10 protein-coding genes and 4 pseudogenes are annotated in these 13,564 nt (G+C 34.4%); 9 read left to right on the top strand and 5 right to left on the bottom strand.

Features of this window, described 5'->3' with window-relative positions; translation table 11 throughout:
* Window positions 1-443: pseudogene (locus CLU97_RS21715) on the top strand (glycogen/starch/alpha-glucan phosphorylase); the annotation flags it as partial.
* Between the two features lie 66 nt (window positions 444-509).
* On the opposite strand, the gene CLU97_RS21710 reads toward CLU97_RS21715, so the two are convergent.
* Window positions 510-698 (bottom strand): DUF6496 domain-containing protein, encoded by a 189-nt coding sequence (locus CLU97_RS21710; protein ID WP_121489953.1) that lies wholly within the window; start codon window positions 696-698, stop codon window positions 510-512.
* Between the two features lie 12 nt (window positions 699-710).
* Entirely contained in the window at window positions 711-1,184 is a 474-nt protein-coding gene (locus CLU97_RS21705) for a hypothetical protein (RefSeq protein WP_121489964.1), read from the bottom strand.
* Window positions 1,185-1,423: 239 nt separating this feature from the next.
* On the opposite strand from CLU97_RS21705, the gene CLU97_RS21700 reads away from it, so the two are divergent.
* Complete coding sequence (locus CLU97_RS21700; protein ID WP_121489952.1) at window positions 1,424-3,553, top strand: S9 family peptidase; 2,130 nt, start codon at window positions 1,424-1,426, stop codon at window positions 3,551-3,553.
* A gap of 66 nt (window positions 3,554-3,619) precedes the next feature.
* Here CLU97_RS21700 and CLU97_RS21695 read toward each other — a convergent pair whose 3' ends face one another.
* The 3 genes from CLU97_RS21695 to CLU97_RS21685 are packed head-to-tail and all read right to left on the bottom strand — an operon-like array spanning window position 3,620 to window position 6,215.
* A complete protein-coding gene (locus CLU97_RS21695; protein ID WP_121489951.1) occupies window positions 3,620-4,444 on the bottom strand; it encodes a GLPGLI family protein in 825 nt (274 codons plus the stop codon).
* A gap of 10 nt (window positions 4,445-4,454) precedes the next feature.
* Window positions 4,455-5,963, bottom strand: coding sequence for a thioredoxin domain-containing protein (locus CLU97_RS21690; protein WP_121489950.1), 1,509 nt, complete (start codon window positions 5,961-5,963; stop codon window positions 4,455-4,457).
* 54 nt (window positions 5,964-6,017) lie between these two features.
* Window positions 6,018-6,215 (bottom strand): hypothetical protein, encoded by a 198-nt coding sequence (locus CLU97_RS21685; protein ID WP_121489949.1) that lies wholly within the window; start codon window positions 6,213-6,215, stop codon window positions 6,018-6,020.
* Between the two features lie 151 nt (window positions 6,216-6,366).
* Between CLU97_RS21685 and CLU97_RS21680 the strand changes: the two genes are divergently transcribed.
* The 7 genes and pseudogenes from CLU97_RS21680 (at window position 6,367) to CLU97_RS21650 (ending at window position 13,546) form a co-directional block, all read left to right on the top strand.
* Window positions 6,367-6,735 (top strand): helix-turn-helix domain-containing protein, encoded by a 369-nt coding sequence (locus CLU97_RS21680; protein ID WP_121489948.1) that lies wholly within the window; start codon window positions 6,367-6,369, stop codon window positions 6,733-6,735.
* A 177-nt stretch (window positions 6,736-6,912) separates the two neighbouring features.
* Window positions 6,913-7,158 (top strand): annotated as a pseudogene (locus tag CLU97_RS21675) (MFS transporter); the annotation flags it as partial.
* A gap of 78 nt (window positions 7,159-7,236) precedes the next feature.
* A complete protein-coding gene (locus CLU97_RS21670) occupies window positions 7,237-8,118 on the top strand; it encodes an IS982 family transposase (RefSeq protein ID WP_121486905.1) in 882 nt (293 codons plus the stop codon).
* Between the two features lie 13 nt (window positions 8,119-8,131).
* Window positions 8,132-9,550: pseudogene (locus CLU97_RS21665) on the top strand (peptide MFS transporter); the annotation flags it as partial.
* Between the two features lie 132 nt (window positions 9,551-9,682).
* Window positions 9,683-11,436, top strand: a pseudogene (locus CLU97_RS21660) (peptide MFS transporter).
* Between the two features lie 58 nt (window positions 11,437-11,494).
* Window positions 11,495-11,866 carry a DUF1016 N-terminal domain-containing protein gene (locus CLU97_RS21655; RefSeq protein WP_228437898.1) on the top strand — a complete coding sequence of 124 codons (372 nt, stop codon included), beginning with the start codon at window positions 11,495-11,497 and terminating at the stop codon, window positions 11,864-11,866.
* A 168-nt stretch (window positions 11,867-12,034) separates the two neighbouring features.
* A complete protein-coding gene (locus CLU97_RS21650; RefSeq protein ID WP_121489945.1) occupies window positions 12,035-13,546 on the top strand; it encodes a peptide MFS transporter in 1,512 nt (503 codons plus the stop codon).
* Window positions 13,547-13,564 lie beyond the last annotated feature (18 nt).

Below are 13,564 nucleotides of genomic sequence, written 5' to 3'. Positions count from 1 at the left end.
GTAAATATCATAAAAATATGGCAGTTCTTACCGGCTATGAGCTTTCTTTAAGCCAATCCTTAAAGCAGGGTTCTGATGTATGGCTTAATAATCCAAGAGTTCCAAGAGAAGCTTCAGGAACTTCCGGTATGACGGCTGCAATGAACGGTTCCGTAAATTTATCCACAGATGACGGCTGGATCCCGGAATTTGCCAGGCATGGAGAAAACTCTTTCGTAGTTCCTAAAGCAGATTATCAGAATATGAGCATCTATGAGCAGGATAATTATGATCTGAATACATTATACGAAATTCTGGAAAACGAAATTCTTCCAACCTATTATGACCGCCCTGACCAATGGAGAAAAATTCAGCAGAACGCTATGAATGATGTAAAAGACCATTTCAACAGCGACAGGATAGCTGACGAGTATTACAGACTGCTTTACAACGAAGCGAAATAATCATTTTTTTTCGTTTTTCAATACAAAATGCCCGGGAAAATTTTCCCGGGCATTTTGTATTGAAGTTTATTTGCTTTTTTTCTTTGAAGGCACTTTCAACCCCTTTTCTCTCGCCTCAGAAATACCGATAGCTACGGCTTGTTTTCTGCTCGTCACTTTCTTTCCGGAAGAAGACTTCAGTTTTCCTTCCTTAAATTCGTGCATTACCTTTCCTACTTTGTCCTGAGCTTTGTCTGAATATTTCGTTTTGCTCATGATCTGATTTTTTTAAGATTTTGGCAGGGAAACCCCTAGTTCATATACACATGCATGCTTCAAATATTTTGAACGCTCTCTTGATGTTACCGATTCAAAATGGTCATTTTTGAGCACAATAATCGGGTCTTCTGTATTTTCAATTTCGAAATTGGCAAAATACCTTTCATCCGGACTGGTTTTATCATTGCTGGCTTTTATTTTCTGCAGCTCATCCGCATATTTTCTGAATCCCGGATCAGAGGAGTGGATAAATTTATACTCATCGCCTGCATCAACATAATAATGAAGTTTTTTCTCAATTAAACCTGCTTCATCCGTAATTTCGGGATTATCGTTTCCATCTCTGAACACCACTTCTACCAATGTTCCTCCTTTTTTATAAGCACATTCTTCGGCGTCTTTAAAACTGGAAAAACCTGTATAAACGATCTGGTCGTTCAATACATAACGGTTCAGTTTCTGGTTGTATGCATTCGTTTCCATAATTATCATTTGATTTGATTTATACTTATTATATATTCAATTTTTTTGCCAAATTGCCTTTTTTAATAAATTTCATTATTGAATATTTTCACTACATTAAATTCGAAAACTAAAAAATATTCTCTGCAAACTCTATACAATCTTAAATTACAATATAAAATCAGCATATTAGGTTCTGATTTTATTTTATATGGTTATATAAGTAAGAATTATTAAATTTGGAATCATTAAAATTGAAAATGAAAAAACTCCTTTTAACTCTCACTGTGGCTGCAGTATTTCAAAATGTGTCAGCACAGGAAATTACTTTAGATAAAATATATTCAGGATATTACCGTGGAAAAGGGATCGCAGGGATTACTTCAATGAAAAACGGAGAAAATTATCTTGTGATTGAACCTTCAGGAATTGCAAAATATTCTTACAAAACTTCACAGAAAGAAGGAAATCTTGTGGACGGAAAGTTTGAAAGCTATATTTTTTCTGATGATGAATCTAAAATTCTTTTACAGACAGGAAGCCAGCCTATTTACAGACATTCTTTTTTAGGAAAATTTGATGTAAAAGACTTAAAATCCGGAAAAGTAATCAGTCTGAATGAAGGTAAAACAGTTCAGGAGCCAACATTTTCTCCGGACGCCACCAAAGTGGCATTCATTTCTGACAATAATCTGTTCTATCAGGATCTTGCCTCAGGAAAAATCACTCAGATTACAACTGACGGTAAAAAGAATGCTATTCTGAATGGGTTAGCAGATTGGGTTTATGAAGAAGAATTCGGACATGCAAGACAGTATGAGTGGACAAAAAATTCTGATGCTATCGTATTTGTAAAGTCTGATGAAAGTCAGGTTCCGGAAATTTATATTCCAATCTATGGAAAAAGCCTTTACCCAGCGGAAATGCGTTATAAATATCCAAAAGCAGGTGAGAAAAACTCTGTAGTTTCAGCACAGCTATACCGTCTTGATAACGGAAAAACAATGCAGCTGAATTTAGGTTCTTTCAAAAATTACTACATCCCGAATGTATTCCAGACTGCAAAGCCTGATGAAATTGTTTTAATAACTTCTGAAAGAATTCAGAATGCTTCAGATATTTTAAAAGTAAATACTAAAACAGGAGCTGTTCAGAAATTATTCACCGAAACAGATGATAAGTGGATTGATACAGACAGCCCTACTCTAGAGTTCCTTGAGGATGATTCTTTCCTTTGGTCTTCTGAAAGAGACGGAAACCGCCACCTTTACTGGTATGACAAAGATGGTAAGCTTAAAAAACAGATCACAAAAGGAAACTGGGAGGTAACGGATTATTATGGTTTTAATCCAAAATCCAAAGAAATTTACGTTCAGACTACTGAAAAAGGAAGTATTAATAAGGTAGTTTCCAAAGTAAATATTGAAAACGGAAAATCTCAGCTGATCTCTAATGCAGAAGGAAACAATTCTGCCAATTTCAGCAAAAACTATAATTATTTCATTGAAACTTCTTCTACCGCTGCAAGACCATACACATATGTTTTGAAAGACGGAAACGGAAAAGCGGTGAAAGAGCTTCAGAACAACAATGATCAGTTGCAGAAATTAAAAACGGATAATTTTGTTGAGAAAGAATTCATCACCATTCCAAATGCTGTAGGTGATCAGATGAATGCCTGGATCATGAAACCTAAAAACTTTGATCCGAATAAAAAATATCCTCTGTTTATGTTCCAGTATTCAGGACCGGGATCTCAGCAGGTTGCTAACTCATGGGATAATGGGAATGCAATGTGGTTCAACCACCTTGTACAAAAAGGATATATTGTAGCGTGTGTAGACGGACGCGGAACCGGCTATAAAGGAGCAAAATACAAGAAAGTAACCTATATGAACTTAGGAAAATATGAGATTGAAGATCAGATTACTGCTGCAAAGTGGTTCGGGAACCAGTCTTATGTTGATAAGAGCAGAATCGGAATGTTTGGATGGAGCTTCGGTGGTTATATGACCAGCTTAGCAATGACTAAAGGTGCTGATGTTTTCAAAGTGGGAATTGCTGTAGCACCGGTAACCAACTGGAGATATTATGACTCTGTATACACCGAAAGATTTATGAGAACCCCTCAGGAAAACCCTGATGGATATGATAAAAACTCACCAACAGAATATGCCAATCTGTTGAAAGGAAAATTCCTATTAATCCACGGAACCGCTGATGATAATGTTCACTTCCAGAACTCTATGGAATTCTCTGAAGCTTTGATTCAAAACAAAAAACAGTTTGATTTCATGGCTTATCCTGATAAAAACCACGGAATTTATGGTGGGCAGACAAGACCTCAGTTGTATCAGAAAATGACGGATTTTATCCTGAACAATCTATAAATATCAAATTTATATCTAACAAAATCCCTTTCAGAAGTTCTGAAAGGGATTCTTTTTACACATTCATCAAGGATATTTTACAGCTTTATCCAATTCTATAGGATTATTAAAGGCTTTTAATTTTTTTCTTTCGTTGGCTTCTGCAGGTTTCAGTTCCTCTTTTGTAAGAATGGTTCCGTCATCAAGCTGTAATTTTTTTCCTTCAGGAAGAGTTAGTCTTCCGTTCATTATATATTTGAAAGGATTATCATACAATTCCAATCTTAATTTATTCAATTTAGCATGATCTACAGGAATAGCCCTGGAAATAGAATTCTCTAACGAAATCCGTTTATAATTCTCAGGAATTTTCCCGCTTTTGATGACTTTAAAGTAATATTCTTTTTTAGCATCATAAAGCTCCATGATCAATCCAGGCAAGCCATTAAATTTATAGGGACCGTAAGGGATCGGGATATCTTTGGTGAACCACGCCACCCAACTTCTTCCTCCAAACTCTGTTACAGCTTTTTGAACAGGATAACCTCCGAATGTTTTGGTACTGTCTGAAATTTCCCAATGCTGCTCTGCCTTTTCATTAATCTTATAGAAATTTACATCTCCTATATATTCATAATTCTGATATTCATTGCTATTATTTTTTTTTATCAGAAATGAAGTCAGCTTATAACCTTTGTATCCATATTGATTTTTAACTGAAAATATTGAATCATTTACATAATAAAGTCTATTGTAATAAGCTATATCATTAGGTGTAGTATCAAGATTAAAATTCTCTTTTATCAGATTCTGAGAAGTAGAATCTTTTTTAGAAGTTACTTCATAGATAAATCTGTTACTTTGGGAAAAACAAATAAATGTTCCCAATAATAAAAATAATAGCTTTTTCATAGTTTAATATTTATCCCATCATCTCAGATATGAAATATTCCAAATCTGCTCTGTCATATTCAATAGGGTATTGATATCCATTGATAAAGATATCCGGTGTAAAATTAATATCATTAATATTTCTCCATTTTTTCTGGTTGTTTAAAATAGAAATAACATGATCTTGATTTGTAAACAAATGAGAGTATTTATTATTCCATTTGCTGATACCATTTTTATCTGTTCTTATCGTATACCACTCTTCCAAAGCTACAAAAAAAGTTGTCTTATCTTCCGAATTTTCATAAATGCAGGCCATATTTATATAGGTAGAAGCTAATTCTTCTGAAAAATTTTCAAGATCTGCATCCAGCACAAGACGAATATTAATTTGATTACTGTAATTATGTATTATTCTCATAAATGTTGGATAGAATTCCTTACAGTATTTACATGAAGGATTCGTTACCAAAGTCAGCGTTAAGTTAGCATCAGAAGTTCCAAAATTAAACGAGCTCAAAAAATCATCATTAAGAGTTTTCTTTTGAATTGCAAGGTTATTTCTGAAGAAAGTATAGTTTCTTTTAAACCTCGAGCTTTTTACAATTTCTTCTTTCAGTTTATTATTCCACTTAACTTTCTCCTTTAAATAAAGCAGAAATAAAGCAGAAGCCAAAACAAATAATCCATATAAAACAATAGAAAATGGATTAATCTTTATCAATGCGTTAGGCAAAAGGTACAAAAGAGCCAGCTGAGCATAAACACAAACTATAATACCAATACAAACCGGACATAGCTTTTTAATAACAATGATTTGGTAATACAATGAAACAAACGAGACAGGTATAAAGAGATAGAAGATATACTTGTATATAAAATAGTAAAAACTGAGATCTTTATAGATTGCTAAAACTATAAAACTGATAATTTGAGAGAAAAAGAATAATAAAGAGATCTCAGATATATCAAAAAACTTCCATTTTTTATAATTAAATACATAATCACAATCTGTTTTCAACATTTTATTCTGGCATACCCCTAAAGGAATGACGGTTCCTTTACCATGAGTTTTTTTATAAGCTTCATAGGAAAGGAAAATCCCTAAAAATGAAAGTGACACAAATGCGGCACCTGTATAAAAGAAAGAAAAATCCAATAATAAAACAGATACCATGAGAGCGCCCAATAAAATAGAGCTCCATAAGAACAGATTATTTTTTTTGTTTTCGTTGTAAAAGCTTTCTGATTTATCTACTAATAAGACAACATTGGACGCTGAGAGATTATAATTCTTTTTGTCTTCCAATTTAAAACCTTCATCATTGATGGATATAAAATTTTCAGGTAACAACTCAACATCTTCTTCATCTATTTCAAACACTGAACAATCAATATTAAAAAAATGAAGCGTATCGGAAAAAGACAGAATATTAGGAAATTCCGGATGACCATTTAATTGATATTCAAACTCATTCTTATCAACATGAATATCAATAAGATTTAAATAGCTTGTTAGTATATTAATATTTTTCTTCATAAATACTTAAAAATAATCAGCAATGAAATTTCATTGCTGATTAAGATTTTAATTTTAGTTACAACATCCTCCTCCACATCTTGCACTTCCGTCTCCAGCACAACCAGCTTGTACACAGCCGCACTCTACATCTCCACCTTCACCGATTCCGATAGAAATTCCTCCTCCGTTTCCAATTTTTCCTCCTTTAAGAGATCTCAACTCATTTCTAGATAGACTTGCTTTCTTAATTTTTAAAGAATTGCTTTTCATAATGTTTTAATTAAATATTCTGTGTCATTATTGACTTTTCAAAACTATAAATTAAATCATCCAATAAAATAAATATATCAGGTATTTTTCCGGCATTTTTCTTGCAAAAGTTGTACATGTTTCGCATATTTGTAATAGACATTAAGAAATAATGAAGCAAGAAAAACTAAGAAACCTACGGAAACTCAAAGGCATCTCTCAAGAGAAGATGGCCAAAATTTTATTTACTGATCCTTCCAATTACTCCCGGAAAGAACGGGGTGAGGTAAGGATACATGAAGAAGAATGGAAGAAAATAGCTGAATCGCTCAGCGTTCCCATTTCTGATATTAAGGAAGATGAAGAACGAGTAATCAGTACTAATAATCCTATATTCAAAGACACATCCCAGTATCAGTACACCCAAAATCTCAATTGTTCAATAATTGAAAATTTGCAGGACTATATTGGTTTTCTAAAACAAAAAATTGGTGAGCTACATGAAGAAAATCAAGTACTAAGATCTCAAAATGGATTTTAATCCATAGAGTATTATATAATTAGAATATTATATAGTATCATTTATGAATAATCAAATTCCCTTTCAAAAAAATTGAAAGGGAATTTGCATTTATTTTATTAATCATTTACACTTGTATTATTTATTTTATCAATTAAAATTAAAAACTTATTTTTGGAAAATTTGAAAATTGAATATATGAAGACTAAACATCCTAAAGGGCTGCCTTTTCTCTTTTTTACAGAAATGTGGGAGCGTTTCGGGTACTACCTGATTCTTGGAATCTTTGTGCTGTATGTTATTGAGCCTGCCGGTATGAAAGGAGGGCTTGGACTGCCGGACAAAACTGCTGATGATATTTTCGGAACCTACATTGCCTTAACCTATCTGACTCCTTTCATTGGAGGATTTCTGGCAGACAGAGTGTTAGGTTATATTAAATCTACCCGTAGTGCATTATAAAAAAGGTTATTCATAATACGAAAAATTCGTATATTGTATTGACTATCAATCTGATACATAATGAATAACCTAGATGCAATTTACAATTTTATTTTAAATGAATTAAAGAAGTTAATCTCAGATGAGAACTTTTATTTCAAACCAATTAAGCCAAAACTGTCTGATTTAGAGATTGTTGCTCTTAATATTTCTGCAGAATATTTATCGATAGATTCAGAATACCAGCTATTTAGACATCTGTCAAATTCAAAATTAAACGGAATGATCGAAAGAAGTGTTTACAACCGTAGAAAGAGGAAATTATTCCTGCATTTGGAAAGGATTCGAAAGCTTATAGTTGTTCGGTTTAATGAGATTGAAAACGTTTTTATTATTGACTCTATGCCTTTGGAAATTTGTAGAAATGCAAGAGCAAAACGCTCCAAAATTTGTAAAGAAAGTGAATTTTCATTTCCAAGTAGAGGTTATTGCGCTTCCCAGTCCAGTTATTATTACGGTTACAAACTGCATGCAATATGTTCTGTTTCCGGGGTTTTTCAAAGTTTTGACATTTCTACGGCAAGCATTCATGATATTCATTTTTTGCAGGATATAAAACATCAAATTAATGACTGTACATTGATCGGAGATCGAGGTTATTTGTCCGCTCAGGTACAATCTGACTTGTTCAATTATGCAAATATAAAACTGGATACACCAATGAGAATCAATCAAAAAAATTACCAAAAACAGAAATATATTTTCAGAAAATCGAGAAAGAGAATTGAGACCCTGTTTTCTCAACTTTGTGATCAATTTAAAATTAGAAGCAACTATGCAAAATCATTTAATGGCTTTAAGACAAGGATATTGAGCAAAATAACAGCACTAACTTTTATTCAATTTGTAAATGTTTTTGTCTTTAATAGAAAAATGAACAATATTAAAATTGCGTTAGTTTGATAATGCACTACGAGTTAAATCTATCTATCTTGGTGGTTTTTTAATGGCTGCAGGATATATAGGAATGGGTGTTTTTAAGGACTTACCATTGTTTTATGCATCTCTGGCATTAATTATCATTGGAAATGGTTTCTTTAAACCTACAATTTCAACATTATTAGGAAATCTTTATTCTGAAGAACCTTATAAAGCCAACAAAGACTCCGGATACAATATTTTCTATATGGGAATCAATATCGGAGCGTTTATCTGCAACATCATTGCCGCTTTCATGCGTAATAAATTCGGTTGGGGTGAGGCTTTCATCACTGCGGGAGTCGGAATGCTGATCGGGATGATCATTTTTACAATCGGAAGAAAACATTATATTCATGCTGCACAGATGAAGCCTGTACAGGAAGGCGATACAAAACTGTCAGAAATTATGCTGAAAGTATTTGTACCGGCCATCATTGCAGGAGCTATAGGCTGGTTTGTTCCAAATAATATCTTCGGAAGTGATAGTACGGATGCATTTATTTTTGCATGTGTACCGGTTATTTACTTTTATGCCTCTCTTTACTTTAAAGCTAAACCAGATGAAAAAGCATCTATTGGTGCGTTACTTTCCGTATTCCTGATCAGTATGTTCTTCTGGGCGGTTTTCAAACAGAACGGAACGGCTTTAACAAGATGGGCCAATTATTATACAGACAGAAGTGTTCCTGCTTCTCTTGAAAAACCACTGGAAGGAATTTATATGGTGGAAGGGAAAAGTTATGATGACAAAGAAGTACCTGTTTATGACAATCAGTTCCGTTCTCAAAAGGATGATAATGGAGAAACGAAAAAGGAGATGGGAAAAGATGTTTATTTCAAAAATATTTCTCCTGAACAGCGTGCTTCCCTTGAGAAAAACCCTGAAAATAAAGTATACCTATATAATACGGAATTATTCCAGTCTATCAACCCATTCTGGGTAATTGCTCTTACGCCTGTTATTGTAGGTTTCTGGGCATTATTGAGAAGAAAAGGCAAAGAACCTTTAACGCCTACTAAAATTGTGCTGGGATTATTCATTTCCGGGCTTTCCTGTCTGGTGATGGTATTAGCGGTAATGGCTGGAGATAACGGATCTGTAAAAGTTTCCCCATTATGGCTGGTAGCCAGCTATGGAGTTATTACCATCGGTGAACTTTGCCTGTCTCCTATGGGACTCTCTTTTGTATCCAAACTTTCTCCTGCAAGAATTACTGCATTGATGATGGGAGGATTCTTCCTGGCTAACTCTGTTGGAAATAAGCTTTCAGGAATTCTGGCAAGTACGTGGTATAACTACGAAAACAAGACGAATTATTTCCTCGTAAACTTCGCTTTGTTAATATTTGCTACACTTTTGGGTCTTTCTATGTTAAAAAGACTGAACAAAATTATGAAGGAAAAAGGACATTAATCCTTGATATTATAACGATTAGCAAGCTGCGGAAGTGTTCCGCAGCTTTTTTGTTTAAAAATAAAATTAAAACCTTGCCAAAAACCCAAAATAAACTATATTTGTCAGTCTTAACAAAAATTAACAATAGAAATGGATAATATTGAAGCATTGAGTCCGAAACCGGATGAATTTGTAGAGAATAAGAATTCCAGGCATCCTAAAGGATTATGGGTTCTTTTCGGAACAGAAATGTGGGAGCGTTTCAACTTTTATGGAATGAGGGCTCTTTTGACGCTCTTCATGGTAAATTCCTTATTGATAAAAGAAGCTGATGCGGCAATCATCTATGGTGGGTTTCTAGCGTTATGTTATTTAACACCTCTTTTGGGAGGATTTATTGCTGATAAATATATCGGGAACAGATTTGCCATCATCATTGGTGGTTCATTAATGGCTATTGGCCAGTTCTTATTATTCATCAGTGCCTCTACCTTCTCAGCTGATATTGGTAGTGCCAAACTTATCATGTGGCTGGCATTATTCGTTATCATTTTCGGTAATGGATTCTTCAAACCGAATATTTCCTCTATGGTAGGAAGCCTTTATCCTAAGCAGGAAAAATCTAAACTGGATTCTGCTTTTACCATTTTCTATATGGGGATCAACATTGGGGCATTCTTAGGTCAGTTTATCTGTCCATACGTAGGAGACGTAAAAGATGCTGCAACAGGAGTAAGAGATATTTTCGCTTTCAAATGGGGATTCTTAGCAGCTTCTATTGCAATGGTAATCGGAACTGTAACATTCTTTATCCTTAAAAATAAATATGTAGTAACTCCTGAAGGAAGACCTATTGGGGGTTACCAAAAAATAATACTAGTGCTGATTTCGAAGAAGGAGAAACGCAGACTGCTAAATTCTCTGGTCAGGCTTTAGGGATCACCGGAGGAATATTCATTGTTTTATTCTTCATTTTCAGATATCTTCTTGTAGGTGAATTTGGATTCAATTCTGTAGAAATGGGACAACTGATCAAAGGAATCATTTATCCATTCATCTATTCGGCTGGTATTGCTCTTGCCTTCCTGATTATGTCTTCTGCAGAAAATAAGGTAGAAAGACAAAGAATCTGGGTAATCTATATCGTATCATTCTTTATTATCTTCTTCTGGGCTGCATTCGAACAGGCAGGATCTTCATTAACATTTATTGCAGATAACCAGACAGACAGAAACATTTTCGGATGGAATATGCCTCCTTCAATGGTTCAGATCTTCAACGGTATTTTCGTAGTTCTTTTAGCAGTTCCTTTCAGTTTATGCTGGGATAAATTAAGAGCTAAAGGAAAAGAGCCTGTATCTCCGTTTAAACAAGCAATGGGACTAGCATTAATTGCTCTTTCTTATTTCATCATCGCACACAATGTAAAAGATCTTGGAAACTCAGGATTATTAGCAATCAAATGGTTAATGTTACTTTATTTCATTCAAACCTGTGGTGAGCTTTGTCTTTCTCCAATCGGTTTGTCACTGGTAGGTAAGCTTGCTCCAAAAAGATTTGCTTCATTGCTATATGGTGTTTTCTTCATTTCTAACGCTGCCGGATATGCACTAGCAGGTTCATTGGGAGCTCTTATCCCTGCAACGGGTGATAAATTTAAGAAAGCTGAAGAACTGGGAGTTAATTTACAAGATGTTTTGGATAAAAAAGTAACCCTGACAGCTGATCAGGTAGCCGCTTTCGATAAAGCTCAGCTTCCATTGCACAACCCTACTTTTGTAGGATTTGAAATCCACAATCTATTTGAATTCTTCATGGTATTCGTTGTACTTTGTGGTATTGCTTCTGTTATTTTAGGCTTAATTTCGCCTATCTTAAAGAAAATGATGCACGGTGTAAACTAATTGTATCAACAAAATATAATAAAACCTCTGCCAAGTCAGAGGTTTTTTTTATTTTCGTATGATGGAAATCTCCGAAGATTCTTTATTCCAATCCGTAAAGGAAATCATTAGACAATCGCGCGAAAAAGTTTTTCGAATAGCGAATTCTACTCTACTGCTCACTTACTGGCAGATTGGAAAACTTATTGTTGAAGATGAGCAACAGGGAAAAGAACGTGCTGAATATGGAAAATATACGCTGAAAAAGCTTTCTCAGAAGCTTACCTCAGAATTTGGGAAGGGGTTTGATTATACCAACTTATCCAATATGCGTAAGTTTTACACTGCATTTCCAATTGTTGACACATTGTCTCAACAATTGAGCTGGTCCCATTACAGATTATTGATTAGGCTTGACCATGCTGAAAGCAGAAGAATGAAAATTTTCTAAAATGCTCCATTTTAAATGATAAAAACAATTTATTCGCCAGCAAATACCTGCTGTACCTCCCAAAAGAAGAAGAAGAAGAATTAAAATAAATTATTGATCAGGACAGAATTCGTTTTGAACTGGATCAGAACGATAAAACCCTTAATTAGAACTTAATCATATATCATTATGAGCTTAACTTTAGATGAAATACAAAATTTCAAAGGAAAATATCCCAGACAAATCTGGAGCCTTTTTTTCTCTGAAATGTGGGAACGTTTCTGTTTCTACGGAATGCGTGGAATGCTGGTTTTCTTTATGATCTCTCAGCTTAATTTCCATGAAAAAGAAGCCAACCTTCAATATGGAGCAACACAAGCATTCGTATACGCCTTTACTTTTGTAGGGGGCCTTTTTGCCGATAAAATTTTAGGATTCCGAAAATCCTTGTTCTGGGGAGGCCTCCTGATGATTGTAGGAAGCTTAATTCTTGCTACAGATCCTCATAAATTCTTTTTCTTAGGAATAGCATTCACCGTAGTAGGGACAGGCTTCTTCAAACCTAATATTTCTTCTATGGTAGGACAGCTTTATAAACCTAATGATTCAAGGGCAGATGCTGGTTTTTCACTTTTCTATGCTGGAATTAACCTTGGAGCATTATTAGGAGGTTACTTGTGTATTGCCATTGGTAAAGGAGAATTCCTGGGTAATGTCATTGCAGAAGAGATGAGATGGCATATTGCTTTCGGACTTGCTTCAATAGTAATGGTAGTAAGCTTAATTAACTTTGTATTTACGCAAAGAACATTGGGTACTATCGGTCTGCAGCCCGGACATCCTTTAGCAGAAGAAAAAACCGCTTCAATACCAAAATGGAAGGAATATGGAGTATACATTTTATCATTGGTTTTTGTACCCATCATCATGACCATGGTTGCTAAGACAGAATATACAGATTATTTCATGTGGACCATCGGGCCATTAACTTTAATCTATTTATTCTATGAAATGTCTAAAGTAACAGCATCTGAACGTAAAAAACTTTGGGCAGCTTTAGTTTTCATTATATTCTCCATCATATTCTGGGGAATTTATGAACAAAGTGGAGGCTCTTTAAGTATTTTCGCGGCTAAAAATCTAAACAAAGACCTTTTAGGATTAGACCCAAATGGGGTGAATAACTCAGGAGGAGCTTTCTTCATTATTTTCCTTGCTCCATTGATTGGACTTCTTTGGATCTGGCTAAACAAGAGAAAAATTGAACCCAACACGATTATCAAATTCGGATTAGGATTTATTTTCTTAGGATTAGGGTATTATGTCTTATTTGCGACCCGTCTGTTTGCAGATCTTCAAGGAATCACTTCACTGAATTTCTTCACACTGGCATTATTAATCATTACCCTTGGGGAATTGTGCCTCTCTCCTATCGGATTATCCATCATGACCAAGCTTTCTACAAAGAATCTTCAGGGAATGATGATGGGAATGTGGTTTCTCGCTTCAGCCTATGGACAGTATGTTGCAGGGATTATCGGAGCCAGTCTTGCTACCGCAAAAAAAGGATCTACCAACTATGATGAATTGATCACTTATACTGATGGATATAAACAATTGGGATTATATGCGGTAATTGCCGGAGTGGTATTAATTTTGATATCTCCGTACGTGAAAAAATTAATGCAGGATGTAAAATAAAAAATAAGTAATTATGCT

The sequence above is a fragment of the Chryseobacterium sp. 7 genome (assembly GCF_003663845.1).
In the GTDB taxonomy this organism is placed as follows: domain Bacteria; phylum Bacteroidota; class Bacteroidia; order Flavobacteriales; family Weeksellaceae; genus Chryseobacterium.
Note: the sequence above shows the minus strand (reverse complement) of the source record. Positions and strands in the feature narration are given on the sequence as shown.